This window comes from Candidatus Hodgkinia cicadicola (assembly GCF_002774925.1).
On sequence record NZ_NXGO01000042.1, the window covers coordinates 1 to 24,419 of the forward strand.

The 24,419-nt window shown below is 42.7% G+C and carries 31 protein-coding genes and 4 rRNA genes; 31 read left to right on the forward strand and 4 right to left on the reverse strand.

Translation table 4 applies throughout. The features are described 5' to 3' along the window. Window positions 1–2,955 precede the first annotated feature (2,955 nt). The 21 genes from MAGTDC_RS05565 to MAGTDC_RS05585 all read left to right on the forward strand — a co-directional run bounded on the left by MAGTDC_RS05565 (window position 2,956) and on the right by MAGTDC_RS05585 (window position 11,847). Window positions 2,956–3,081, forward strand: coding sequence for a hypothetical protein (locus tag MAGTDC_RS05565; protein ID WP_278046933.1), 126 nt, complete (start codon window positions 2,956–2,958; stop codon window positions 3,079–3,081). 177 nt (window positions 3,082–3,258) lie between these two features. After that, window positions 3,259–3,558 (forward strand): hypothetical protein, encoded by a 300-nt coding sequence (locus tag MAGTDC_RS02280; protein WP_192573091.1) that lies wholly within the window; start codon window positions 3,259–3,261, stop codon window positions 3,556–3,558. A gap of 102 nt (window positions 3,559–3,660) precedes the next feature. Continuing rightward, entirely contained in the window at window positions 3,661–3,876 is a 216-nt protein-coding gene (locus MAGTDC_RS02285; RefSeq protein ID WP_146656874.1) for a hypothetical protein, read from the forward strand. Window positions 3,877–4,910: 1,034 nt separating this feature from the next. Further along, on the forward strand, window positions 4,911–5,099 hold the full coding sequence (locus MAGTDC_RS04680) for a hypothetical protein (protein WP_192573094.1): 189 nt from the start codon (window positions 4,911–4,913) through the stop codon (window positions 5,097–5,099). A gap of 258 nt (window positions 5,100–5,357) precedes the next feature. After that, a complete protein-coding gene (locus MAGTDC_RS04685; protein WP_192573095.1) occupies window positions 5,358–5,513 on the forward strand; it encodes a hypothetical protein in 156 nt (51 codons plus the stop codon). Between the two features lie 43 nt (window positions 5,514–5,556). Further along, window positions 5,557–5,685 (forward strand): hypothetical protein, encoded by a 129-nt coding sequence (locus MAGTDC_RS05570; protein WP_278046934.1) that lies wholly within the window; start codon window positions 5,557–5,559, stop codon window positions 5,683–5,685. A gap of 270 nt (window positions 5,686–5,955) precedes the next feature. Continuing rightward, window positions 5,956–6,144 carry a hypothetical protein gene (locus MAGTDC_RS02295; protein WP_146656876.1) on the forward strand — a complete coding sequence of 63 codons (189 nt, stop codon included), beginning with the start codon at window positions 5,956–5,958 and terminating at the stop codon, window positions 6,142–6,144. Between the two features lie 87 nt (window positions 6,145–6,231). Further along, a complete protein-coding gene (locus MAGTDC_RS02300; protein WP_146656877.1) occupies window positions 6,232–6,429 on the forward strand; it encodes a hypothetical protein in 198 nt (65 codons plus the stop codon). A 127-nt stretch (window positions 6,430–6,556) separates the two neighbouring features. Continuing rightward, window positions 6,557–6,724: a hypothetical protein gene (locus MAGTDC_RS04690; RefSeq protein WP_192573096.1), complete on the forward strand. Its 168-nt coding sequence runs from the start codon at window positions 6,557–6,559 to the stop codon at window positions 6,722–6,724. Further along, the gene (locus tag MAGTDC_RS04695; protein ID WP_192573097.1) at window positions 6,717–6,875 is read left to right on the forward strand and encodes a hypothetical protein; all 159 of its coding nucleotides are present in this window, start codon (window positions 6,717–6,719) and stop codon (window positions 6,873–6,875) included. The genes MAGTDC_RS04690 and MAGTDC_RS04695 overlap by 8 nt, the downstream gene beginning before the upstream one ends. A gap of 3 nt (window positions 6,876–6,878) precedes the next feature. Beyond that, window positions 6,879–7,055, forward strand: coding sequence for a hypothetical protein (locus tag MAGTDC_RS04700; RefSeq protein WP_192573098.1), 177 nt, complete (start codon window positions 6,879–6,881; stop codon window positions 7,053–7,055). Window positions 7,056–7,102: 47 nt separating this feature from the next. Then, window positions 7,103–7,354 carry a hypothetical protein gene (locus tag MAGTDC_RS02305; RefSeq protein ID WP_192573099.1) on the forward strand — a complete coding sequence of 84 codons (252 nt, stop codon included), beginning with the start codon at window positions 7,103–7,105 and terminating at the stop codon, window positions 7,352–7,354. 657 nt (window positions 7,355–8,011) lie between these two features. Further along, window positions 8,012–8,161, forward strand: a complete 150-nt coding sequence (locus tag MAGTDC_RS05575) for a hypothetical protein (RefSeq protein WP_278046935.1) — start codon at window positions 8,012–8,014, stop codon at window positions 8,159–8,161. A gap of 199 nt (window positions 8,162–8,360) precedes the next feature. Further along, a complete protein-coding gene (locus tag MAGTDC_RS05580) occupies window positions 8,361–8,486 on the forward strand; it encodes a hypothetical protein (RefSeq protein WP_278046936.1) in 126 nt (41 codons plus the stop codon). Between the two features lie 853 nt (window positions 8,487–9,339). Then, entirely contained in the window at window positions 9,340–9,474 is a 135-nt protein-coding gene (locus tag MAGTDC_RS04705; RefSeq protein WP_278046937.1) for a hypothetical protein, read from the forward strand. 274 nt (window positions 9,475–9,748) lie between these two features. Further along, window positions 9,749–9,946, forward strand: a complete 198-nt coding sequence (locus tag MAGTDC_RS02315; RefSeq protein ID WP_146656880.1) for a hypothetical protein — start codon at window positions 9,749–9,751, stop codon at window positions 9,944–9,946. A gap of 15 nt (window positions 9,947–9,961) precedes the next feature. Next, the gene (locus tag MAGTDC_RS04710) at window positions 9,962–10,102 is read left to right on the forward strand and encodes a hypothetical protein (RefSeq protein ID WP_192573101.1); all 141 of its coding nucleotides are present in this window, start codon (window positions 9,962–9,964) and stop codon (window positions 10,100–10,102) included. A gap of 358 nt (window positions 10,103–10,460) precedes the next feature. After that, a complete protein-coding gene (locus tag MAGTDC_RS02320; protein WP_192573102.1) occupies window positions 10,461–10,841 on the forward strand; it encodes a hypothetical protein in 381 nt (126 codons plus the stop codon). Continuing rightward, window positions 10,819–11,019 (forward strand): hypothetical protein, encoded by a 201-nt coding sequence (locus MAGTDC_RS02325; protein ID WP_146656882.1) that lies wholly within the window; start codon window positions 10,819–10,821, stop codon window positions 11,017–11,019. The genes MAGTDC_RS02320 and MAGTDC_RS02325 overlap by 23 nt, the downstream gene beginning before the upstream one ends. Before the next feature lie 194 nt (window positions 11,020–11,213). Then, on the forward strand, window positions 11,214–11,432 hold the full coding sequence (locus MAGTDC_RS04715; protein WP_192573103.1) for a hypothetical protein: 219 nt from the start codon (window positions 11,214–11,216) through the stop codon (window positions 11,430–11,432). 250 nt (window positions 11,433–11,682) lie between these two features. Then, window positions 11,683–11,847: a hypothetical protein gene (locus MAGTDC_RS05585; protein WP_278046938.1), complete on the forward strand. Its 165-nt coding sequence runs from the start codon at window positions 11,683–11,685 to the stop codon at window positions 11,845–11,847. 81 nt (window positions 11,848–11,928) lie between these two features. On the opposite strand, the gene MAGTDC_RS02330 is transcribed toward MAGTDC_RS05585, so the two are convergent. Further along, window positions 11,929–14,609 (reverse strand): 23S ribosomal RNA (locus MAGTDC_RS02330). Window positions 14,610–14,782: 173 nt separating this feature from the next. After that, window positions 14,783–16,332, reverse strand: a 16S ribosomal RNA gene (locus MAGTDC_RS02340). The 16S and 23S rRNA genes sit together here, the layout of an rRNA operon. Before the next feature lie 157 nt (window positions 16,333–16,489). Here MAGTDC_RS02340 and MAGTDC_RS02345 point away from each other — a divergent pair. The 6 genes from MAGTDC_RS02345 (at window position 16,490) to MAGTDC_RS05590 (ending at window position 18,344) form a co-directional block, all read left to right on the forward strand. Beyond that, complete coding sequence (locus MAGTDC_RS02345) at window positions 16,490–16,747, forward strand: hypothetical protein (protein WP_146656884.1); 258 nt, start codon at window positions 16,490–16,492, stop codon at window positions 16,745–16,747. A gap of 34 nt (window positions 16,748–16,781) precedes the next feature. After that, a complete protein-coding gene (locus tag MAGTDC_RS04720) occupies window positions 16,782–16,943 on the forward strand; it encodes a hypothetical protein (protein WP_192573104.1) in 162 nt (53 codons plus the stop codon). Window positions 16,944–16,962: 19 nt separating this feature from the next. Continuing rightward, window positions 16,963–17,337 (forward strand): hypothetical protein, encoded by a 375-nt coding sequence (locus tag MAGTDC_RS02350; protein WP_146656885.1) that lies wholly within the window; start codon window positions 16,963–16,965, stop codon window positions 17,335–17,337. Continuing rightward, window positions 17,330–17,845: a hypothetical protein gene (locus MAGTDC_RS02355; protein WP_146656886.1), complete on the forward strand. Its 516-nt coding sequence runs from the start codon at window positions 17,330–17,332 to the stop codon at window positions 17,843–17,845. The genes MAGTDC_RS02350 and MAGTDC_RS02355 overlap by 8 nt, the downstream gene beginning before the upstream one ends. Before the next feature lie 109 nt (window positions 17,846–17,954). Beyond that, complete coding sequence (locus MAGTDC_RS02360) at window positions 17,955–18,176, forward strand: hypothetical protein (RefSeq protein ID WP_146656887.1); 222 nt, start codon at window positions 17,955–17,957, stop codon at window positions 18,174–18,176. Window positions 18,177–18,179: 3 nt separating this feature from the next. After that, window positions 18,180–18,344, forward strand: coding sequence for a hypothetical protein (locus MAGTDC_RS05590; RefSeq protein WP_278046938.1), 165 nt, complete (start codon window positions 18,180–18,182; stop codon window positions 18,342–18,344). Between the two features lie 81 nt (window positions 18,345–18,425). Here the strand turns inward: MAGTDC_RS05590 and MAGTDC_RS02365 are convergent. Further along, window positions 18,426–21,106: ribosomal RNA gene (locus tag MAGTDC_RS02365) — 23S ribosomal RNA — on the reverse strand. 173 nt (window positions 21,107–21,279) lie between these two features. Further along, window positions 21,280–22,829: ribosomal RNA gene (locus MAGTDC_RS02375) — 16S ribosomal RNA — on the reverse strand. 157 nt (window positions 22,830–22,986) lie between these two features. On the opposite strand from MAGTDC_RS02375, the gene MAGTDC_RS02380 reads away from it, so the two are divergent. From MAGTDC_RS02380 to MAGTDC_RS02390, 4 genes are read left to right on the forward strand one after another with little or no spacing between them, the layout of a single operon-like run. Further along, window positions 22,987–23,244, forward strand: a complete 258-nt coding sequence (locus tag MAGTDC_RS02380; RefSeq protein WP_146656884.1) for a hypothetical protein — start codon at window positions 22,987–22,989, stop codon at window positions 23,242–23,244. Window positions 23,245–23,278: 34 nt separating this feature from the next. Further along, complete coding sequence (locus MAGTDC_RS04725) at window positions 23,279–23,440, forward strand: hypothetical protein (protein ID WP_192573104.1); 162 nt, start codon at window positions 23,279–23,281, stop codon at window positions 23,438–23,440. Window positions 23,441–23,459: 19 nt separating this feature from the next. Continuing rightward, window positions 23,460–23,834 carry a hypothetical protein gene (locus MAGTDC_RS02385; protein ID WP_146656885.1) on the forward strand — a complete coding sequence of 125 codons (375 nt, stop codon included), beginning with the start codon at window positions 23,460–23,462 and terminating at the stop codon, window positions 23,832–23,834. Beyond that, window positions 23,827–24,342, forward strand: coding sequence for a hypothetical protein (locus MAGTDC_RS02390; protein WP_146656886.1), 516 nt, complete (start codon window positions 23,827–23,829; stop codon window positions 24,340–24,342). Before MAGTDC_RS02385 ends, MAGTDC_RS02390 begins: the two co-directional genes overlap by 8 nt. Window positions 24,343–24,419: the final 77 nt, after the last annotated feature.

The window sequence follows — 24,419 nt, forward strand, 5'->3', positions numbered from 1 at the left end:
TGATTTAACATTCAGTTTTGTTAAGATTTTGTTGTTGTGTTAATGTTTAAGATGATTGAGATAATTGGTGGATGTTATGAGATATGAAATCGTATGTGATGTGTTAGTGATTAGATCAATGTATGGGTTAGATGATTTGATGTATTCGTTTGGATTAAGTGATGACTTATGTTGATAAGAGACGGATATGTGACTAGACATGTTATGTTGGCTAAACGTTCAGTTGGCATCTGATGTAGTAATTGGTCGTTGTTGTGTTGATATTTAAACTTAAATTAACAGATCTTGTTGAAAGTTGTTAATCTGTTTGAAGGTTGGAGTAGTATATATTACTTCATGTAATGGGAATATCACATTAACAAATGTAGTTCACATATTGAATTGTAGATTTGACAGAGTTGTATATAATCGGTTCTTAATTCGGGATAGCAGTTAAGCCGGTATTCTTCAATCGATTAGGAATTGTTAAGATGTTTAACAACTAGTAGTATATCACGAATCAATGGTTATTGGACTTGTCTTGATCTCTTAGCATGTTATTACTTCACTTGGATTGCTAACAACGTAGAAGAGATAACCATTTGTTGTAGATCATGTGATTTGTTCTAGATAACCATCTAATGACTTGGAGTTACAGATCAGTCTGTCATTTGTTCGTGTTTGTTATGTCTACTAATGTTTGATATTGGAGTGTTTGGATTGGTTGTTTTAATGAACAAGTAGCTTCAGCAACGAAGTACACATGGAACAATGGATGTGGGTGATGAATACTTGAACTTGTTAAGACATATCCATCTTGTTGGTTGAATTATTACCGTGTTTGTTATAGGTCTAATTGTTGGACATTACAAAATCTTGAGGATTATAAACACATCTAGATCAAGTGGTTCTCAGTTGTTTCTATATCCGATACCCAATTAATATGTTGATGTTTGGTCAAGTTTAAGCTTTAGTGTTACACTAATCAATGTGTTTAGGTTGGTTTCGTTCGTTATTCCATCAATTAATACTTGTATTAGAGGTCAGTTATCCAACAGATTATTTGTTCACTATCCCGTTGGTTGTAGGTTATACTTTCCAATGTATCAAGTCCAATGTTGTTATCGATTCTTGAATCGTTAGGGAGATAATTAGTCAAGACGTTAAACCATTTGTTTAGTCAGATTTCAATTCAGTTTGATTTATCAATGAAGATGTTAATATAATTAACTTGATTGGAAGCGGTCATTTTGTTGTTACAGATTAGTTGAGTTGAATAAAGGTTTGGTTTTGATATATCAATAGCGTTTAGTAAATATCTTGTTGTTTGGTTTATGATACTCATCTCTTTCCTGATTGTTTATCAGTGTTGTTAAACGTGTTAGAATTAATTGATACTTGTTTCAACAACTAGTTTCCGATTTGATCTATTAGTGTTGTTACTATTTTGTTTGAACTTGTTGTTAGTACAAATCGTATAGATGGTTGGTTCTAGTGTTGGGGTAAACATCTGGTTCGGGTTGGGTTGGTAGTTGTCTAATCAATTTGGGTGTAATTGATCGTTGTTACATAGTATGATGGGTTGTTTACTTTGGAAGTATTAATGTTTGTGTGGGTTTGGTTAACGTTAGCCATCAGTTATGTTTATTCGATAGTAACAGATTAATCAACGGTTGTTTTAAATCCTTGGAGGTTGAGTTGTTTGGTTTAAATATCTTTAGTTTCATGGAGGTTTAGGATTTATCGTTTACTTCAATGTCATTAACAACGTCAAGGTAAACGTGTAGATGTTTTTGGGGATAAATGTGTTTACTGATAGGGATACAACATTGTTACAATCTGTTAATAACAACGTTTGTTCTAATCTGAGGTTTTCAGGTTGTTAATGGGTGTCACCTGTTATTGGAGTTAATGTAAGTTTGTGGTTTGTTGTTAATGCTGGTGTTAATCTTAGGAGGTTGATAGAGATTAGTCTTTTTGTTGTGGTTTTATTGTTACCAATAGTTGTAAGTATTGGACAAAACAGAGAGAGTGGTCTGATGGTTTTGCTATCAGTGTTAATCAAGAATCGAATTAGTTAATCTGTTGATAGGTTGGTTGTTCTGAAAGGTTTAATAACACCAGCAAGGTCGAAGTTTGTTAATTACACCAGAATAATATTTCTATTAACTTCAGTTTTAGTGATACTTTGTTGTTGGGTAGTATAAGTTCGGTTTTTATCTTAGGTTGTTGTTGGTTCTGATAATTCTACTGTTTGTTTCGATGGATAATTGGTAACATGTTTGTTAAGTTTATGGTAAAATCATCAGTTTTGTTGGAAGAATGGTATCAACAGGTCGTTGGTTTTAGGAGAATCGATTAGAAATGAGTTATGTGATATGGTTTGCTTAGATAATATGTTTTATGGTTTGGTTGTGTTTGTTATGGATTGGTTGTAGAATGTTTCGATTGATTAGGATTGTAGTATAGTTTGGGAATTAGAATGTTTGGACATCTTGAACGTTTGGTAGTATCGGTGATCAAAACATGGTTGAGATTTAGGATCGGATGTTGTGGTTGTTGGTTGATAAACGTGAATGAGGATAATAGTTAGGATAAGATTGGTTAAGAGGTTGGGTATATGTTGTGAGTAATGAGGTGGGTTTATTGATGATTTAGTATTGATAGAGGATGGTGTGTTGTTTGCAGTTGGTTTAAATCTTTGATTGGGTGTTATGTTTGTGGATAGAATTAATATTGGAATAAGTTGGTTGGATGTATCCATGGTATATGTTTTGTGTCTACTTAGTTGGAATTGTTTATTGTGGTTGATATGTCTTTGGAGGTAGTTAATTGTTGATGTTGATGGGGTTAATGGATAGAGATGGAGGTGTGAAGGGTTTAGATTAATTGGGAAGTGTTCATGAGTTGGTTTGAGGTTGATGTTTGGGGTTGTAGTTAAATGGTTTATGAAAGAATAGGTTGGGTTTGTGATAGGTGGTTGTTGTTATTGGAGGTTGTTTGGGATGTGGAATGTGGTATGAGATATGATGTTTTGAGATTATTTGAATTGATAACAACAAGGTAGTGTTGATAGGATGGTGTGTTGGTACTGAGATGTAGTATAAGATAATTGGTTTAATGTTTGGTTGTTGGTTGTGATCGGATGTGTGTTGGGTTGATTAGTAGTGCAGTGTTTGATTAGAGGTGGGGATGTTGGGGTGTGTTAAGTAGGATTGAAGGTTGATGTAGATTATGGTTGATATTTATTGGTTGGATGTTGGAATGTGTTAAGTAGGATTGGAGGTTGATGTAGATTATGGTTGATATTTATTGGTTGGATGTTGGAATGTGTTAAGTAGGATTGGAGGTTGATGTAGATTATGGTTGATATTTATTGGTTGGATGTTTGGGGTATTCGAGGTGGGAGGTGAATTGAGGATGTTGTTTGATAAATGTGGTTGATGGGTAGTTGGTTTGGGATGCGGTGTTGTTAGGTTTGGAATGGCCAAACTGATGGAAGTTGGTTGGGTTGGTTGTTTGGCATGTATCGGTTTAGCTTTTGAAGTTAGGTATAATGTTTGGAGGTTATTTGTTTAGATAGTTTGATGGAGGATTGGTATTGCTGTATGGGTGTTGGATATGTTTTGGTTGGGTTGTTTGGTATAGTATTGAGGAGGATGAGGTTAGGAATTGATAAATGTGGTTATTAATTGATTGGGTTGGATTGGTATTAATGTGTTGGGGATGGGTTTAGTAGGTTGGTGGGTTGGTGTTGGTCCGGAAGATGTTATGTCAATGATGATGTTTGAAGATGACAACAGGGGTTCGATGTCAGTGGTTGATTTGGATTTGGTAACATGGAGGTTGTTTGAGGTTTTGTTGGGGTTGTGTAATGTTTTGAATGTTTGTTGATAGTTTGTAATTGATTTGGAATTGAATACAGAAGGGTCAAGAGTGAGAGGGTTTGCTGATTTGTTTCAGGATAGAAAGGTTTGAAGGATGTTGTTGGTTTCAAGAGATTTGTTGAATCTTTTGGTAGTTTTATGTCTTTAAGTTGTTGATTTTGAACGTTGGATCCGATCTTGATAAGTTGGAGAGATGTTACGGAGGTTAATTCGGATACAATGTTTGGGGTTGACATTGGTCTGATCTGGGGTTGGGTGGCTGGAGGTTTGTTGTGATAACGTGGTGAGTTTAGAAAGATGTTATACTGTGGTCGTTGGGTTCGAAGATGGTTTCGATTGTTGTTGTTAGTCATTTCTGGTGTTGGGAGATCAGGGTTGGGGTTTTATGTTAGTTGTTTTGTTCAAAATTGATCTGAAAGAGTATGTTTTCATAGTTTGAATGATGTTATCTTGGAGTGTAGATGTTGGCGGGTTGTTATGTTCTTGATGAGTCAGCCATTCTGTCAGCTATACATTAGTATATCAGTGTTGGTTGCTAGTTTGATGGCATTTGGGAACGTTGTACTTCCTAGAAGTTTGGTTCTGAATCCTAATCGTCTTAGGTTTGTGATGTTGGTTAGAATTTTTGGGTTGTAACAGTCAGTTTGAGATCAACAAATGCATGTTGTGTTTGTTGTTGGAGATTTGAATTGTTTGTTTGTGCTGTAGCGGTATTCTAATAGTCTAGATATTCCGATTGAATAGCCAGAGCTTGGAATTGGTCCTTGGATGTTGTTGATGAGGTTGTCGTATCTGCCTCCGGCTATTAAGCTACCAATTCTAACGAACACGTTGTTGGGATTACAACAGGGACAGACTGGTTGTAGTTCGAATATGTTGGCAGTGTAGTATGATAGGCCTCTGGCGAGGAGAGGATTAAGTGTTTGGGAGGTTGGTTTCATTCCTGTTATTGTTGATATTAGGGTAGTGGTAAAAAGTTCATGGATGCCGATGGAAACAGGGTAGGATTGGGTTAGGTTGGTGTAAATCGTGTTGAGGAAGGAGATGGAAGGTTTGTGGGATCAAAATGTTGATAATATGTTTGTTATGGGGAAGGAGGGTAAATTGATGTTGCATATGACAGTGTTGTTTTTGGTGTGTTTATTGTTTGTTAGGAGTTGTTTTAGGTCGTTGGGATTTAGGTTTGAAGATTTGTCTAGGATAGAGATAATGTCAGATTTCTTTGTTGGATAACAGTTTATTCCTAAGAAATCACAGATACCATTCAATATGTTGATGTTGCCGATAACGAGATTACATAAGTCAAGGTTGAGATAGGGTAACAAGGAGTTAAGGGTTAAGTGTAGGAGCATTTCGCTGTTGGGAGATCTGATGCCGATGATATCGAAGTCGAATTGTTCGAACTGGTTGGTTCGACCGAGATCAATGTGTTGTTCTGAACGGAAGACTTGTCCGTACTTGTAGTTCAATGTGCTTATTTTAGTAGAAGGGATGGTTGCTAACGCAGATGTTAGATCAGATCTTAACTTGTTGTTTGGGTTTAATGGTAAGCATATAAATTCGAAACCCATAGTCTTTGATAGTTTTACTAGGTTGGCTTCGATGACGTTTGGGTTCGGCATTAGTGTTTGGGGATGTGGGCGTTAGGTTCGATGCATGTGGTAAGGGAGAAATGGTTTAGTAGGATCAGATGATAAATGGTATTGGGAAGGGAGATGGAATTGGTAGAGGTTGGATAGTATGTTTGAGATGTTTAACATGGTGGATGTTTGGAGGGTGGATGTTGGGTAGTTTGGAGGAAGGATGGTGATTGGGGTAGTTTGGAGGTTGGGGGAGGGGAATAGATGGAGGAAGGGAGATTGTGATTATGGATAGAGGAGGTTGAGAGGTAGAAGTTGTCACTTTGAGTAGGAATTAGATAGGAGGTTGGAAAGGTTTAGGATGTAAGAGAGGGTAAGTTGTCATGAATTGGGTTTGAGTACTTTGAAGTAATGGTTGGAGGAGGGAGTGATGAGGTTGGATCGATGGAGGTTGGAACGGGGATTAAAGATAAGGTATAAGATGTTGGTGGTTTTGGGATAGGGTTAAGTTGGAAGTAGTTTTGTTTGAGTTAGAAGTGAAGATGAATGTATTGGTTAATAGTTTGGAGATTGTTAAGGGTAAGGATGTGGGAACGGGATGTTGGAGGTGGATGGGGGTTAATGGTGGGGATGGGTTGGGTGTTTGTGGTTGTTGGTTATGTTTTTGTGGTAAAAGGTTGTTGTTTTGTTGTTGTTAGGAATATCGGGAGGTGATTGGTATGAGTTTGTCGTTAGGTTTTCGATGAGGTAGGTGTTTCGTGTAGTTTGTTTGAAGAGTAGAATTAATGATTTGTTGGATTGATTACTTATCTTGTTGGTTGTTCCGATGGTGGGTAGATAACAACACTGATTTGTTGTGGTTGTTTTGTAATACTTGTAGTTGTTTAGATTGGTTTGGTTTAGTGTTGGGGTTTGGATCCTATCGGGGATTGGGATTGGAATTGATGTTGATGTTGTTTAGTTCTTGGTTTGTTGTGGGTTAATGTTGGATGTATATTCTTGATGAGATTAGGTTCTAGATGGGTAGGTTAAAGGATCATTGATAGAGGCGGGTTAACAACATCCGCTTGATGTTGTATCATGAGGAGTTTTGTTGTTTAGATTTTGGTTATGTTGGGAGGATGTAAAGCAACAGGGATGGGGTATGTCATGGGTTGGGGAGGGTTGGGATGGATGATCAGGATGTTGGGATGTTTGGCTTTGGAAGTTAGGAAGCAAGCTGGAGGGCTTGCCCGTTTGGAGGGTGTGAGGTATATGCATCGGGTAAGTGTTGGCTAGTGGTAAGATCTGTTGTTTTGATGTTGGTTTAAGATCGGATAAGGGAGAGACATGTTGATCTTTTGTTGATAAGAGGACTATCAGTTTGGTGTCTACTGATATCGTTGTTAGTTTATGAGGAGGTATGGATGGAGTTGGAGGAGGAGATTAGTACTTGGGTTGGGATGATGTTATGCCAATGAGGAGGAGAAGGGTTGGGATCAGTTATCGGGATGGGACAACGGTTCAGTCAAGTGTTTGGGATGAGTGGATGTTGGCATGTTTACAGTTAAATGGGTTTAAGAGGTTGTTGATGGTGGTTTCTTCGAAGGAAGTAAGAGGGTCGGGATAATCAGTTAGAGGTTGAGGAAAGATCAGGATGGTTTGAACTTCTAAACGTTGGTTGAGAGGGTGGAAGTTATGTTGGGTCAAGGTTTGGATAAGTGTGGATGATTGGTTTGTTTGGGTTTATTAGTAGTGATGTTGTTCTGGTGGTTAAATCTTGGATGGTTTAGTGCTTGATATTTGTTCGTTAGAATCTTGGTGGTTATAACAAGATCCGGTCATAATATTTGTTTAGATTTTGTTGAATGTTGTTGGCTTGATGTTAAGGGAGAACGGTTGGAGGTATGGTGTGTTATGTTGGTTTAATTGATTTCTTGGTTAGAGTACTTACACTTAGAACTCGATATGGTGGTCTTGGTTCTCTAATTGGTTAAGGTCGTACATTAGTAGTCCAATATACGAGTATATTTTATTGAGGGTTGTAAATGTTGGGGAGTTTCATTGAAGTATGTTGGGGTAGTTATGGAGAGGCTAATCAACGTTTGGTTGTTGGTTCTTTCATGTTTTGTTGAGTTATAGATTAGACTTATCATAAATATTCTCTGATGTACATCTGGGTTGTAACGATTCATCTACTTCATCTGAACAAGTTACATCGTGTTCTATAATGTGTTTCGGACTTAACAACACCCATAACATTGGATGTTGGTGTTGGTTTTGGTATGTTAATTTGAATTACGAATTGGAGGTTGGAGATTAAGAGTAACCATTTAGGTGTACAAGTTTTAGTATCAAATTGTTCTGGTTCTATGAAGAAGTCTATAGATGTTTAATGGTTTGGATGTCTTATTTTAGTTCGGTTGAGGAGTATGTGGTAGGAGGTCGATGTTCGGTGGTTGTATTTCTTTGTGGATGGGGATAACGTTGTAGGTATTTAATGGCTTGTAAGTGTTTTCGTTGGTATGCGATGGGTAATGGGATAATTGGTTTGTAATTGGAGTTAATATTCATTGAAGTCAGACAATGGTTCCTTGCTTGGTATTGGGAGAGTGTGTTAATAGTTTGTTGGGGTTTATTATTAGTCATTGATGGAGTATTTGTTATGGAATGTTTGGATCTGATGTTATAATTTATTGAATAGGTTTAACATATATGGAGGTTGGTGTTGGATAAATGGGTAACAACAGGTATAACACATTCATCAATGTTACATGTTGTTTGGTTGATGGTTTTAGTATTAGCATAATAGCTTTGATGTATGAATTTAGGTTCATGATGGTAATTTCAATATAGATTTTGTTGGTTAGATGTGTTATATCGGCAACTACGTTGTAGTAATGGTTAGGATCTTGAGAGGTTTTAAGTGATAAGGTTGTTGGAGATTTTGTTGTTAAGTTTTAAGTCTAAGGAAGTTATAACCACTATCAGGATCTTGGGTTGTTTAATGTGTTGGGGTTGGGATGTTGGTTTGTTAGATGATTATCTTGTGATAACATAAACAACATGTTAGTTCATGGATTGATGTGAGGAGTGGTTGTTTGGACTAGCGATCGATTGATTACGTGGGAATTTATCCAACGTTTAGTTGATTGACTACAACTATAGGAATGTTGGTAGTTTATGTAGGTGTATTTGTTGTTATTGGTTAGTAACATGTCAACATCCGATGACAACATGGTATCTTATATCTGTTTCTTGTGGTAAAAGTAGTTGGTTGAAGTTGTAAGGGGATTGGTGGGTGTTGTTAATGTTATTGTTTAATATTTGATTGATGGTTTCAGGTATGTTGGGTTTAATATCGGGGATTGTTGTTCGGTTTGGATTTCTTTGATAAGGTTGAGGTGAATTATTAAAGATGTTGTTGTGGTTGGGGTTTTCTTGTTAATTGCTTGAATATGTTGGTTATTTGTGGTATGTTTTTGTTGTTGAATTCCAACGTTCAGGTTGGTTTAGTTTTGTTCTGGTAATTCATGGGTATAAGGTCTAGAGTTTTGATTGATTGTATTAAGACTACTGTTGGGTTTGTGTTTAATTCTTAGAGAGAGGTTAGGTGGTTGGATGTTGATGTTGCTATCACTCTGATGTTATCGATATGAGTTCGAAATATTTGTTATAGATATTAGAGTTCATGTTGGTTTGGTCAAGTCTTTGATGTATTCGGAAGTTAGGATGTTGTTAAGAATTGGTTTAGTATATTGTGGGTAAAACGTTTGGATGTTGTTTTTGTTGGTTTGTTTGTTTGGGGTATGGTATTGGATAGAGATGGGTTGGTTGGGATTTGATGTTAATCTATTGAACATGTGGTGTTTTGTTTAATACTTGAATTATGTTAAGCTTATTAGATGAAGAGGTTGAGTTGATTTTGGTTTATACTGAAGTGTTTTGGTGGTTGGATTGGTTTCAGTTTTGGAATTGGTTGTCTTGGGTGTTGGTTTAGTGTTATCGATTGGGAGGATGGTTTAGATCTTAAAGATCATAGTGATTAGTAGTTTCGGGGACTACTATTTGATGATATCTTGGTTGGTTATTTAATCCATGTTTGGGTTAATGTCTTGGGATGTTTGGTTCGGTCATGAAACCATGGGAATAACTTGTTAGTTTGGTGTTACTGGATCTGGGATGTGTGGTTGTTGGGGTGGTCTTAACCAGTTGGTGGGGTTGGGAGTGGAGGTTGTTATTTTGTTTGGGTAGGTGTTAATTGGGGTTTGTGATATCGGGTAGGGATCGTTGTTTCAGATGTGTGGGTTTTAAGGTTCATCGATGTACTTGTTTGATGGTTTCGATACCGAAGATACAGATAAGGATCTTGTTGTTGTGATGGTGTGGGATGAGTCACTAACGTGTGGTATGAATCGTTGAAGTTGTTATGAGGGTGGAGGTTGGTTGGAGATTGGGTTTTATGGGGTTGTATGTGGGTTTGGTTGTTTGGATGGGGTTTATTTAAGTATTAGTTTATAAGCTAGTTGTTGGGATGTGGGGTGGCATGTGTTTGATGAGGAGAGTTGATGTGGTTGGATGAAAGGAGATAGAGATATGAGTGGTGGAGAGTTATTCGATTGGATAAATGTGTTGTTTGGAGTGGGATGTGTGTGTTGTGATCGAGATGGATGTTAAGTTGGTTGATATGGAGATATGGGTGTGGGTAGGATATGGATGGTTGGATGGGGGTTGTTATTAATTTTATGAATATGTGTTTGAATGGATGTGGTTGGGGATTTCATTGAAATGAATAGATATGTGTTAATATGTTAGCTAGTATGATTTAGGAGATTTGGGTTGTTGGTTTTGTTTGGATTGGGGTGGTTTTAATAGTTTTATTGGTTGGTTGTTGGGTTGTTTGGGTCAAAGGTTGTGGTGTTTCGGATCACAAGTTAAGTAGATCGTTTTGTTTAGGTTGCTTAGGTATTTGTTGATGTAGTGGTCTCTATTAAGTATTAAGTTTGAAGTTGTTTTGTTTAACAAATACATGAGGATGTTGAGAGTGTTAGGTTGGAGAGGTCAAATGAGATTGATTTCGAAGAGGAGTTGGTTTTTATCTGGTAGGAATACGAAGTTTATTTTGTTCATTATTGCTTTGCTTGATGGGGGTAAATGTAGTCTTTTGATTAGGTGTTTGGCTATGGGACATTCGAGTGGACTTAAGTTGTGGACGGTTGTTTTGATGTTAAAACCAAGGTTTGTTAGCATGAGTTTGTTAAATCCGATTGTTAATTTTGTTGTATCGGGTTTGATGATGGTTAGATCTTTGATTGTTTTGGAGGTTTGTGATGTGGATTTCGGTGTTCATGTTATGATTTTTTGGTTAGAGTTTGATCCTATAGGTTTAATAGATGGTCGGAGGTTGTTGTTGTAGGGTATTGACAACATTGGTCTTGATTCCATTCAACCGACACTGACGAATGTTCTGAGGAACTTTACAGTCTCGAAGCTTGGATGGATGTGACCAACCATGAGGATGTTTGAACAGGAATTTATTAGAGAATAACAACATGGAGGTGTTTCGTCGAATTCTAAGCATGGTGAATGGTTAAGTATTATCTCTGAAGGTTTTTCTCTTCCTAATTCTGAAAGACATAGGGTTGTTGCATGTGGATGTTGTCAGGATGGCATTTGAGCTTTTATAATTCATGGACCTATTAGTGCATAACATTCATCGATTTGGTAATTCACTCCATCAATTATGAATTGTTTTAGGTTTATTCCCATTAGATATTTCAGAACCGAGATGGTTTGATGTTTTATTCCTGTTTGCTTGTTTTTGTTTGTTTGTTGGTTGGTGGTATTCATGGTTGTTTGGTTAGGTAATTGTTTGGAATTGCACGATGTTGGCATTGAATGTTTTGTTGATGCCGGGAGGTTGGGGCATCGGGAAGATGGAGAAAAGTGGTTGTTGTCGGTTGGTTTAGTCTTAAACAAGATAGTGGTTGTGTTTGGTGGAGGTTAGAAGTATAACAGATAGTAGATCTGGATGGAGGATCGTGTTTGATGGGTGTTATTTGGTTTGGAACAGGTTGTAAGAGGAATAGTGAAGGATAGGTTTGCTTAGGTGTTGAGATAAGCAGGGGTATTGGTGGGATTAAAGATGTTAGATGGGTGTTGGGTTGGAGTTTTGATATCAAATGTTGGACGTTGGGGCCCTGGAGGGGGCATTGATGTTTCCGATTGGAACATGGACAGCTTGTATCGGCTAGAGGTTGGTGGTTCGGAGGTTGTTAGGTTGCCATTGGGTTGGAGGTTACCAGCTCGCTGGCATGCGAGCGATGTCATGAGAGGTTGGGCTCGCATTTGCTCGCTGGGGTAGACTTGGGAGATTGGCTTGGAGCCAATGTTGTTGGAACCGCCATGCGGCCTACAAGTAGAGACCATCGGGGTTAGTTACCTTGGTGTTGGCCGATGATCTTGGTTGGCCTTGGCGGTTAAGTATATTAGTTTAATATGTTTGGTTGGTTTCGAACGGTTAGTATCAATTAGCTGAGTGCGTTGCCGCACTTACACACTTGATCTATCGACGTGATGGTCTGTCACGGTGCTTAATAGGGTATCGGTCTTCAAGTCAGCTTCCGGCTTAGATGCATTCAGCTGTTATCTGTTCCATACTTAGCTATCCTGCTATGCCGGTTGGCAACGACAACAGGGAGACCAGAGGTATGTCCATCTCGGTCCTCTCGTACTGGAGACAGGTCTTGTCAATACCCTTGGACTTACGGCAGATAGGGACCGAACTGTCTTGCGACGTTCTGAACCCAACTCACGTACCGCTTTAAATGGCGAACAGCCATACCCTTGGGACCTTGTTCAGCCCCAGGATGCGATGAGTCGACATCGAGGTGCCAAGCAGCTCCGTCGATAAGAACTCTTGGGAGCTATTAGCCTGTTATCCCCGGCGTACCTTTTATCCGTTGGCAACAGTCCTTCCACACGGTTCTGTTGGATCACTATGACCGACTTTCGTCTCTGCTTGACATGTCTGTCTCGCAGTCTTCGGCAGGCATATGCCATTGTACTCTACTGACGATTTCCAACCGTCATGAGCCTACCTTGTGCACACCTCTGTTACTTTTTGGGAGGTGACCGTCCCAGTCAAACTACCCGCCTTGCAATGTCCTTCACCTTGGTTGGCAAGGCTGAAGTATAGCCATGGGATGTTGTTCGAATGGTGTTTCATTGATGGCTCGACTCCTGCTTGGGCAGGAGGGTCATCGCCAGCCATTTACTCTACACATACAACGTGCCATTGGCAATACAAGGTTGCAGTAAAGGTGCACGGGGTCTTTCCGTCTTGCCGTAAGTACCTCGCATCTTCACGAGGATTTCAATTTCACTGAGTCTATGTTGGAGACAGCGGGAAGGTCGTTACGCCATTCATGCTGGTCGGAACTTACCCGACAAGGGGTTTCGCTACCTTTGGACCGTTATAGTTACGGCCGCCGTTTACTGGAGCTTATACTTTGGCATGTTGGTTGGACATACTTGGGATTTTGCTTGTCAGCACCGGGCAGGCGTCAGACTCTATACGTCATCTTACGATTTGGCAGAGTCCTGTGTTTTTGGTAAACAGTCGCCTTCCCCATTTCAGTTACACCCATTGGTTATGGCAACGGGTTATGTTTGTTCCGAAGTTACACATACAATTTGCCGAGTTCCTTCAACATAGTTATCTCTGACGCCTTGGTATACTCTACCTGGTTACCAGTGTCGGTTTGAGGTACGGTCAATCATCTGGATTTTTTCTTGCTGTCAGATCGGCTGAAAGGGGTTTAATCCAATCGTTTCCCTTCAACATAATGACAGGTCATCCAGAATTGGCCTACGAATATTAACGTAGTTGCCATCGGCTATGCGCTTGCGCTTTACCTTAGGGACCGGCTAACCCTGTTCAGATCGACTTCAAACAGGAAACCTTAACCTTTCGGCGTGAAAGGTTCTTGCTTTCAATTATCGTTACTCATGTCAACATTCTCGCTTCTGGAGGCTCCAGTTGGCCTCACGACCAACCTTCCATGCCATGCAGAATGCTCTGCTACCGCATTGCTGATGCAATGCCCCTGACTTCGGTACCATGTTTAGTCCCGTTACATTTTCGGCCACAACGTTGGAGGTTAGTGAGCTGTTACGCTTTCCTTAGATGATGGCCGCTTCTGAGTCTACATCCTAACCGGCATCGGACGTTGTTAACCTTTCTCACTTAACATGGATTTAAGGACCTCGATCCGGGGTCTGGGTTGTTACCCTCTCCACCATGGACGTTAGAGCTCATGGTGTGATTGTTCGGTAATAACAGGTAGTATTCGGAGTTTAGTTAAGATTGGCCGAGATCAGAACTTGGTTACTCTTATCTAGTGCTCTACCCCTACCTGTCTTGGCCTAACGACCTACCTACATAGGTTTCGCAGAGAACCAGCTATCTCCGAGTTTGATTGGTCTTTCACTCCTAACCACAGATCATCCCAACGTTTTGCAACACGTACGGGTTCGATCCTTCGGATGATGTTTATCATCCTTCAATCTGTCCATGGTTAGATCACTCGGTTTCGGGTTTAATGCCGCAAACTTATTGATGCCCTTTGTGGACTTGCTTTCGCTTCGCCTGGTTGTGTTGGCTTCGCTTGCGACAGTAACTCGTTGACCCATTATGCAAAAGGTACGTCGTCAGGTCTTTGGACCCTCCGACTGCTTGTTGGCATCCGGTTTCAGGATCTGTTTCACTACCCTGTTCGGGTTCTGTTTCACCGTTCCCTCACGGTACTAGTTCACTATCGGTTGTTACTCGGTGTTTAGGCTTAGAAGGTGGTTCTCCTATCTTCGGACGAGCTTGTCATGGCTCGTCTTACTTTCGGACACAACAAAATGTTGTAATGGGTGGGTTGTCACCATGTTGGCTCATCATTCCAGATGAACATTACAAGTAAGTTGTGTGTGTTGGCCTGGTTCGGTTTCGCTCGCTGCTACTAACGAAATCTATATTATTCCTGTTCCTACAGGTACTAAGATGTTTCAGTTCTCTGTGTTGGCGTTGGTCCAACGGTTATGACGTTGGGATGTTGCTTACGTTTCATCTGGTCAACATAAGCTCGTTCCGAGTACACCTAGGCATCCACCGGATGCTATATGTCCCAATAACATATTGGTTCGTGGTCGGATGAATCCTCCCACATTGGGTTATTCTTTCTATTAAGAGGATGGTACTTCGATTGGTGTAACAACGGTGGGTTGTCAGAAGTTGTTGGTTTCATTGATGTAACAACGTTGGGTTGTCAGAGGTTGTTGGTTTTGATCTCAACTAGAGACCGATTCATTTGTTGTGTTTCAGCCACAGGTTCACCTACGGCTACCTTGTTACGACTTCACCTCGGTCACTTGCCAAGATGTGGTCAAGGGTAACTTGACTTCGATCGGAGCGAAGCTCCCATGGTGTGACGGGCGGTGTGTACAAGACCCGAGAACGTATTCACCGTGGCATGCTGATCCACGATTACTAGCGATTCCTACTTCATGTACTCGGGTTGCAGAGTACAATCCGGACTGAGATGGTCTTTGGAGATTTGCTCGGCCTCACAACGTTGCGGCTCTTTGTAACCACCATTGTAGCATGTGTGTGGCCCAGCCCATAAGGGCCATGATGACTTGTTGTGGTCCTCACCTTCCTCTAACTTACGTTAGCAGTACCCATAGAGAACCCAATTGTGTTTATGGCAACTATGGGTGAGGGTTGTGTTCGTTTTGGGACTTAACCATACATCTCACGACACGAACTGACAACAGCCATGCAGCACCTGTTCCTGGCATTTCAAGGGTTTAACTTGAACAACATCCTGTTTCCAGGATGGTTGGCCATGGTATGTCAAGGGCTGGTAAGGTTCTTCGTGTAGCTTCGAATTAAACCACATGCTCCACCGCTTGTGCGGGTCTCCGTCAATTCCTTTGAGTTTTAACCTTGCGGTCGTAATACCCAGGCGGAGTGCTTAATGCGTTAGCTGTACAATGTTGAGACCGATAAGCTTTGTTGGATGCTCGGACGTAAGGTCCTTGCATTTGGCCAACAAGTTGGCTCTAGACTGTTAGCACTCATCGTTTAGGGCATGGACTACCAGGGTATCTAATCCTGTTTGCTCCCCATGCTTTCGTGTCTTCAGTGTCAGCTTAGTATGACGAATCGCTTTCGCCTCTGGTGTTCCTCCAAGTATCAACGAATTTCACCTCTACACTTGGAATTCCATTCGTCCCTTATAAGCTCTAGGTCAACAGTATTGACCCCATGAATGAGGTTGGGCCTCAAGATTTAAGAGTCAACTTATTGAACAACCTGAACACCCTTTACGCCCAATAATACCGAACAACACTCGCTCCCCTCGTATTACCGCGGCTGCTGGCACGAAGTTGGCCGGAGCTTGTTCACCAAGCTATCATCATTAGTTCGTTGGCTTAAGAGTTTTACAGTCACATGGACCTTCGGTCACTCATGCGGCATGGCTGGATCAGGCTTTCGCCCATTGTCCAATATTCCTCACTGCTGCCCTCCTTAGAGGGTTGGGCCTTGTCTCAGTCCCAATGTGGCTGTCCATCCTTCCAGACCAGCTATAGATCTTGGCCTTGGTGGGCTTTTATCTCACCAACTAGCTAATCTACCGCAAGTTCATCTTGTTCCGATCGAAATCTTTACCAAAATCTTGGAATCATACAGTATTACCGAAGATTTCTCTTCACTGTCCTGTGGAACGAGGTAGATCCTTACGTGTTACTCACCCGTTTGCCGCTAACAACCTTGATGTGGTTGTTCGCTCGACTTGCATGTGTTAGGCCTGCCGCCAGCATTCGTTCTGAGCCAGGATCAAGCTCTTCGTTATCAGATGGATCTTGTTATTGCGGGTATAGGTTGTTATACCTTTACAAGATCCAAGTATATTAAGGATGATGTAGAGGTAAATGTCAAGTTATGGATGTGGGATGTGCTGTAGAGTTGGTGGGGATGTCGATGGTAGATGGAGGTTGGGATAACGTTGTATGGGTGTTGGAGAGGTATGTGTGAGATATCAGCTAACAACAGGACATCATGCTAAGTCTGCTATTCGTCTGAAGAAGGGTCAAGCTGTTGTGCTTGAACATGAGATTGGGGTGGCAACTATGAGGTTTGATCTAGGAGGTCATGGGCGTTGGCTACCACTTTGTTTAGATGTATACAATCCGTGATCGGATGTAGTCCATAAGATGTTGTTCTGAGGATTTTGTTCGATATTGTGATGGTTGGATTATGAGGAGTAGTTACCATTAGAATTTTGTGATCAGGAACCATGAGATGGTATCGTTTTGGGATAGAAGTGTTGATAGGATGGGGTTGGAGGTTGGGTTGCTTAGAATTTGATCGAACGTTGGTATATCGGCAGTCGAATGGAACCTTGTAATGGGGTTGGATGGTAATTTGTTCGAAGGTTGGAAAGATGTTGGAGTAATCGGGTAGAGGGTGGAGTGAGAACGGGATGGTTTGGCTTTCAGTATTGGTTGAGAGGATGGGGGTTGGGGATGGCCAAGATTTAGGTTCGTTAGAATGTTTGGGTTGGTCGTTTGTTAGCAGTGGGTTGGGACAACGTCTAGGTTGGAGATGGGTTATGGACAACGAGGTGATCTTCGTGGTCGTTTTATGTGAGTTAGTTGGGTGTTGTTTGGAGGTCGGAGGTTGGATTTTAATTTGAATAATGGATGGGACGGTGGTCTTCGGTGTTGTTTTCATGTTTGTTTTGTTTGGAGTTATGATGATGGGTTGTTGTAATGATGTCGGTGGGTGTTGGCTTGTGGTGATCGGACGTTGGATCTGAACTCGTTTCCTTAGACGGAAGCCGAGTTTAAGTGGGTAGTCGATGGAAGGATCGGACGGATGTTGGCAACACGGAGGTGTCAGATGGTAGATGGGGGTGATCCTTGACCCTGGGTTGTTTAGCAACAAGGTTGGGTTCGGGTAGATGAAATGGGGTCAAGGATGGGATCGTTGTGTTGGAACCATGTGTTGTGGTTGGGAGATTTGAGATTGTTGGGGTCATGAGATGAGTTAGGATTCAGCTTGGTTTAGCTTGGTGGAGGTCATCTCGCTTGTGCTCGATGAGAAGTTATGATGTTCGGAGGATGGTCTCTAGGATGTTGGCAACGACCGTTGGTTGGAGGTTTGAACCGGTCAGTATAACTATGGTGTTGTTGATTGGGGTTCGGTGGGATGTTGGTGTTGGTTCCAAATGTTGTCACAACATCCATCGATTAAGAGTCATTGATCATGCCGATGTTGGTTGGATGAGGTGGGGGTTGATCCAACGTTTGGAGGGTGGACGTTGGGGTTTGGTTAACAGTTTATCGAAGTCAGGTTGGGATTAGCAGATTGGAGGAGAAGAGGTCAGTGTTGAGGTTCGGACGTTGGCTACGGAGGTGGACGTTGGCAACGTTGTGGTAGGTAGACGGAGTTTGAGGTTGAAGGTTTAGATCGATGGCAGTTCGGATGGGACCATCAGGTCAAGTTCCTCATCTGGTGTTACACCCTTCGTGGAGGGTGATCATCGGGGTTTGGGTTGTCGGTTTCTGAGGATGGAACGTTGGAAACGGGATGTTTCGGGTTTTCGTTGGCAACAGGGATGGGATGTTGGACGTTGGGGCCCTGGAGGGGGCATTGATGTTTCCGATTGGAACATGGACAGCTTGTATCGGCTAGAGGTTGGTGGTTCGGAGGTTGTTAGGTTGCCATTGGGTTGGAGGTTACCAGCTCGCTGGCATGCGAGCGATGTCATGAGAGGTTGGGCTCGCATTTGCTCGCTGGGGTAGACTTGGGAGATTGGCTTGGAGCCAATGTTGTTGGAACCGCCATGCGGCCTACAAGTAGAGACCATCGGGGTTAGTTACCTTGGTGTTGGCCGATGATCTTGGTTGGCCTTGGCGGTTAAGTATATTAGTTTAATATGTTTGGTTGGTTTCGAACGGTTAGTATCAATTAGCTGAGTGCGTTGCCGCACTTACACACTTGATCTATCGACGTGATGGTCTGTCACGGTGCTTAATAGGGTATCGGTCTTCAAGTCAGCTTCCGGCTTAGATGCATTCAGCTGTTATCTGTTCCATACTTAGCTATCCTGCTATGCCGGTTGGCAACGACAACAGGGAGACCAGAGGTATGTCCATCTCGGTCCTCTCGTACTGGAGACAGGTCTTGTCAATACCCTTGGACTTACGGCAGATAGGGACCGAACTGTCTTGCGACGTTCTGAACCCAACTCACGTACCGCTTTAAATGGCGAACAGCCATACCCTTGGGACCTTGTTCAGCCCCAGGATGCGATGAGTCGACATCGAGGTGCCAAGCAGCTCCGTCGATAAGAACTCTTGGGAGCTATTAGCCTGTTATCCCCGGCGTACCTTTTATCCGTTGGCAACAGTCCTTCCACACGGTTCTGTTGGATCACTATGACCGACTTTCGTCTCTGCTTGACATGTCTGTCTCGCAGTCTTCGGCAGGCATATGCCATTGTACTCTACTGACGATTTCCAACCGTCATGAGCCTACCTTGTGCACACCTCTGTTACTTTTTGGGAGGTGACCGTCCCAGTCAAACTACCCGCCTTGCAATGTCCTTCACCTTGGTTGGCAAGGCTGAAGTATAGCCATGGGATGTTGTTCGAATGGTGTTTCATTGATGGCTCGACTCCTGCTTGGGCAGGAGGGTCATCGCCAGCCATTTACTCTACACATACAACGTGCCATTGGCAATACAAGGTTGCAGTAAAGGTGCACGGGGTCTTTCCGTCTTGCCGTAAGTACCTCGCATCTTCACGAGGATTTCAATTTCACTGAGTCTATGTTGGAGACAGCGGGAAGGTCGTTACGCCATTCATGCTGGTCGGAACTTACCCGACAAGGGGTTTCGCTACCTTTGGACCGTTATAGTTACGGCCGCCGTTTACTGGAGCTTATACTTTGGCATGTTGGTTGGACATACTTGGGATTTTGCTTGTCAGCACCGGGCAGGCGTCAGACTCTATACGTCATCTTACGATTTGGCAGAGTCCTGTGTTTTTGGTAAACAGTCGCCTTCCCCATTTCAGTTACACCCATTGGTTATGGCAACGGGTTATGTTTGTTCCGAAGTTACACATACAATTTGCCGAGTTCCTTCAACATAGTTATCTCTGACGCCTTGGTATACTCTACCTGGTTACCAGTGTCGGTTTGAGGTACGGTCAATCATCTGGATTTTTTCTTGCTGTCAGATCGGCTGAAAGGGGTTTAATCCAATCGTTTCCCTTCAACATAATGACAGGTCATCCAGAATTGGCCTACGAATATTAACGTAGTTGCCATCGGCTATGCGCTTGCGCTTTACCTTAGGGACCGGCTAACCCTGTTCAGATCGACTTCAAACAGGAAACCTTAACCTTTCGGCGTGAAAGGTTCTTGCTTTCAATTATCGTTACTCATGTCAACATTCTCGCTTCTGGAGGCTCCAGTTGGCCTCACGACCAACCTTCCATGCCATGCAGAATGCTCTGCTACCGCATTGCTGATGCAATGCCCCTGACTTCGGTACCATGTTTAGTCCCGTTACATTTTCGGCCACAACGTTGGAGGTTAGTGAGCTGTTACGCTTTCCTTAGATGATGGCCGCTTCTGAGTCTACATCCTAACCGGCATCGGACGTTGTTAACCTTTCTCACTTAACATGGATTTAAGGACCTCGATCCGGGGTCTGGGTTGTTACCCTCTCCACCATGGACGTTAGAGCTCATGGTGTGATTGTTCGGTAATAACAGGTAGTATTCGGAGTTTAGTTAAGATTGGCCGAGATCAGAACTTGGTTACTCTTATCTAGTGCTCTACCCCTACCTGTCTTGGCCTAACGACCTACCTACATAGGTTTCGCAGAGAACCAGCTATCTCCGAGTTTGATTGGTCTTTCACTCCTAACCACAGATCATCCCAACGTTTTGCAACACGTACGGGTTCGATCCTTCGGATGATGTTTATCATCCTTCAATCTGTCCATGGTTAGATCACTCGGTTTCGGGTTTAATGCCGCAAACTTATTGATGCCCTTTGTGGACTTGCTTTCGCTTCGCCTGGTTGTGTTGGCTTCGCTTGCGACAGTAACTCGTTGACCCATTATGCAAAAGGTACGTCGTCAGGTCTTTGGACCCTCCGACTGCTTGTTGGCATCCGGTTTCAGGATCTGTTTCACTACCCTGTTCGGGTTCTGTTTCACCGTTCCCTCACGGTACTAGTTCACTATCGGTTGTTACTCGGTGTTTAGGCTTAGAAGGTGGTTCTCCTATCTTCGGACGAGCTTGTCATGGCTCGTCTTACTTTCGGACACAACAAAATGTTGTAATGGGTGGGTTGTCACCATGTTGGCTCATCATTCCAGATGAACATTACAAGTAAGTTGTGTGTGTTGGCCTGGTTCGGTTTCGCTCGCTGCTACTAACGAAATCTATATTATTCCTGTTCCTACAGGTACTAAGATGTTTCAGTTCTCTGTGTTGGCGTTGGTCCAACGGTTATGACGTTGGGATGTTGCTTACGTTTCATCTGGTCAACATAAGCTCGTTCCGAGTACACCTAGGCATCCACCGGATGCTATATGTCCCAATAACATATTGGTTCGTGGTCGGATGAATCCTCCCACATTGGGTTATTCTTTCTATTAAGAGGATGGTACTTCGATTGGTGTAACAACGGTGGGTTGTCAGAAGTTGTTGGTTTCATTGATGTAACAACGTTGGGTTGTCAGAGGTTGTTGGTTTTGATCTCAACTAGAGACCGATTCATTTGTTGTGTTTCAGCCACAGGTTCACCTACGGCTACCTTGTTACGACTTCACCTCGGTCACTTGCCAAGATGTGGTCAAGGGTAACTTGACTTCGATCGGAGCGAAGCTCCCATGGTGTGACGGGCGGTGTGTACAAGACCCGAGAACGTATTCACCGTGGCATGCTGATCCACGATTACTAGCGATTCCTACTTCATGTACTCGGGTTGCAGAGTACAATCCGGACTGAGATGGTCTTTGGAGATTTGCTCGGCCTCACAACGTTGCGGCTCTTTGTAACCACCATTGTAGCATGTGTGTGGCCCAGCCCATAAGGGCCATGATGACTTGTTGTGGTCCTCACCTTCCTCTAACTTACGTTAGCAGTACCCATAGAGAACCCAATTGTGTTTATGGCAACTATGGGTGAGGGTTGTGTTCGTTTTGGGACTTAACCATACATCTCACGACACGAACTGACAACAGCCATGCAGCACCTGTTCCTGGCATTTCAAGGGTTTAACTTGAACAACATCCTGTTTCCAGGATGGTTGGCCATGGTATGTCAAGGGCTGGTAAGGTTCTTCGTGTAGCTTCGAATTAAACCACATGCTCCACCGCTTGTGCGGGTCTCCGTCAATTCCTTTGAGTTTTAACCTTGCGGTCGTAATACCCAGGCGGAGTGCTTAATGCGTTAGCTGTACAATGTTGAGACCGATAAGCTTTGTTGGATGCTCGGACGTAAGGTCCTTGCATTTGGCCAACAAGTTGGCTCTAGACTGTTAGCACTCATCGTTTAGGGCATGGACTACCAGGGTATCTAATCCTGTTTGCTCCCCATGCTTTCGTGTCTTCAGTGTCAGCTTAGTATGACGAATCGCTTTCGCCTCTGGTGTTCCTCCAAGTATCAACGAATTTCACCTCTACACTTGGAATTCCATTCGTCCCTTATAAGCTCTAGGTCAACAGTATTGACCCCATGAATGAGGTTGGGCCTCAAGATTTAAGAGTCAACTTATTGAACAACCTGAACACCCTTTACGCCCAATAATACCGAACAACACTCGCTCCCCTCGTATTACCGCGGCTGCTGGCACGAAGTTGGCCGGAGCTTGTTCACCAAGCTATCATCATTAGTTCGTTGGCTTAAGAGTTTTACAGTCACATGGACCTTCGGTCACTCATGCGGCATGGCTGGATCAGGCTTTCGCCCATTGTCCAATATTCCTCACTGCTGCCCTCCTTAGAGGGTTGGGCCTTGTCTCAGTCCCAATGTGGCTGTCCATCCTTCCAGACCAGCTATAGATCTTGGCCTTGGTGGGCTTTTATCTCACCAACTAGCTAATCTACCGCAAGTTCATCTTGTTCCGATCGAAATCTTTACCAAAATCTTGGAATCATACAGTATTACCGAAGATTTCTCTTCACTGTCCTGTGGAACGAGGTAGATCCTTACGTGTTACTCACCCGTTTGCCGCTAACAACCTTGATGTGGTTGTTCGCTCGACTTGCATGTGTTAGGCCTGCCGCCAGCATTCGTTCTGAGCCAGGATCAAGCTCTTCGTTATCAGATGGATCTTGTTATTGCGGGTATAGGTTGTTATACCTTTACAAGATCCAAGTATATTAAGGATGATGTAGAGGTAAATGTCAAGTTATGGATGTGGGATGTGCTGTAGAGTTGGTGGGGATGTCGATGGTAGATGGAGGTTGGGATAACGTTGTATGGGTGTTGGAGAGGTATGTGTGAGATATCAGCTAACAACAGGACATCATGCTAAGTCTGCTATTCGTCTGAAGAAGGGTCAAGCTGTTGTGCTTGAACATGAGATTGGGGTGGCAACTATGAGGTTTGATCTAGGAGGTCATGGGCGTTGGCTACCACTTTGTTTAGATGTATACAATCCGTGATCGGATGTAGTCCATAAGATGTTGTTCTGAGGATTTTGTTCGATATTGTGATGGTTGGATTATGAGGAGTAGTTACCATTAGAATTTTGTGATCAGGAACCATGAGATGGTATCGTTTTGGGATAGAAGTGTTGATAGGATGGGGTTGGAGGTTGGGTTGCTTAGAATTTGATCGAACGTTGGTATATCGGCAGTCGAATGGAACCTTGTAATGGGGTTGGATGGTAATTTGTTCGAAGGTTGGAAAGATGTTGGAGTAATCGGGTAGAGGGTGGAGTGAGAACGGGATGGTTTGGCTTTCAGTATTGGTTGAGAGGATGGGGGTTGGGGATGGCCAAGATTTAGGTTCGTTAGAATGTTTGGGTTGGTCGTTTGTTAGCAGTGGGTTGGGACAACGTCTAGGTTGGAGATGGGTTATGGACAACGAGGTGATCTTCGTGGTCGTTTTATGTGAGTTAGTTGGGTGTTGTTTGGAGGTCGGAGGTTGGATTTTAATTTGAATAATGGATGGGACGGTGGTCTTCGGTGTTGTTTTCATGTTTGTTTTGTTTGGAGTTATGATGATGGGTTGTTGTAATGATGTCGGTGGGTGTTGGCTTGTGGTGATCGGACGTTGGATCTGAACTCGTTTCCTTAGACGGAAGCCGAGTTTAAGTGGGTAGTCGATGGAAGGATCGGACGGATGTTGGCAACACGGAGGTGTCAGATGGTAGATGGGGGTGATCCTTGACCCTGGGTTGTTTAGCAACAAGGTTGGGTTCGGGTAGATGAAATGGGGTCAAGGATGGGATCGTTGTGTTGGAACCATGTGTTGTGGTTGGGAGATTTGAGATTGTTGGGGTCATGAGATGAGTTAGGATTCAGCTTGGTTTAGCTTGGTGGAGGTCATCTCGCTTGTGCTCGATGAGAAGTTATGATGTTCGGAGGATGGTCTCTAGGATGTTGGCAACGACCGTTGGTTGGAGGTTTGAACCGGTCAGTATAACTATGGTGTTGTTGATTGGGGTTCGGTGGGATGTTGGTGTTGGTTCCAAATGTTGTCACAACATCCATCGATTAAGAGTCATTGATCATGCCGATGTTGGTTGGATGAGGTGGGGGTTGATCCAACGTTTGGAGGGTGGACGTTGGGGTTTGGTTAACAGTTTATCGAAGTCAGGTTGGGATTAGCAGATTGGAGGAGAAGAGGTCAGTGTTGAGGTTCGGACGTTGGCTACGGAGGTGGACGTTGGCAACGTTGTGGTAGG